The sequence below is a fragment of the Aphanothece microscopica RSMan92 genome (assembly GCF_046613545.2).
In the GTDB taxonomy this organism is placed as follows: Bacteria; Cyanobacteriota; Cyanobacteriia; order PCC-6307; family Cyanobiaceae; genus NIES-981.
The window spans coordinates 1-569 of sequence record NZ_JBKKKY020000366.1; the positions used below are offsets into that span (position 1 = coordinate 1).

The following is a 569-nucleotide window of genomic DNA, read 5'->3' on the forward strand; positions in this document are numbered from 1 at the left end:
TCCCGGCTCTGGGCCCACGTGGGTGACCGAGACCGTCCTGCCGGTGCTGGACGCGCTGGGGCTTGCACGGGACGGGCAATGGACCGCGGATGCCGAAACCGTCTTGTGGCGCGGGGTTCCGGCGGCGTGGGGCCTGCGGTTCGAGACCGACCAGCGGTTCCTGGCTGCGGTCGAGGCGGCGGTGGCAACGGTGCCGGGGGTGGTGCGGGACAAGATTGAACGGCTGTTGTGCATCAGCGCGGCAGATGTGGAAACGAGCGTAACGAAAAGCAAGCGCGCACATGAGGAGCTGCGCATCCGCTTCGGGCGGCCATCGGCTGCGCTACCCTTCACAGAGGAACAGGTCCGGCGCGGCCTTCCGCGACAGCGCGAGAATGACCTCGACTGGGTCTTCTTCCGGCACTGGCGGCTTGGGCGCGGATGGCTGGACGAAGCCGCGAAGGCCCGGGCTTTGGAAATCTTCCACGACCAGCTGGCCATCGCCATGCGAAAGGCAGTGATCGCACGGCTTTATCCGGACGGGTTCGTCTGGGAGTGAACTTCTTCGGCCAGCCAATCGCGGAAGGATC

Annotated in this window: 1 protein-coding gene; it reads left to right on the top strand. The window is 66.6% G+C overall.

Features of this window, described 5'->3' with window-relative positions; translation table 11 throughout:
- Nucleotides 1–22: 22 nt before the first annotated feature.
- Complete coding sequence (locus tag ACLD7X_RS18035; protein WP_425625470.1) at nucleotides 23–538, top strand: hypothetical protein; 516 nt, start codon at nucleotides 23–25, stop codon at nucleotides 536–538.
- Nucleotides 539–569: the final 31 nt, after the last annotated feature.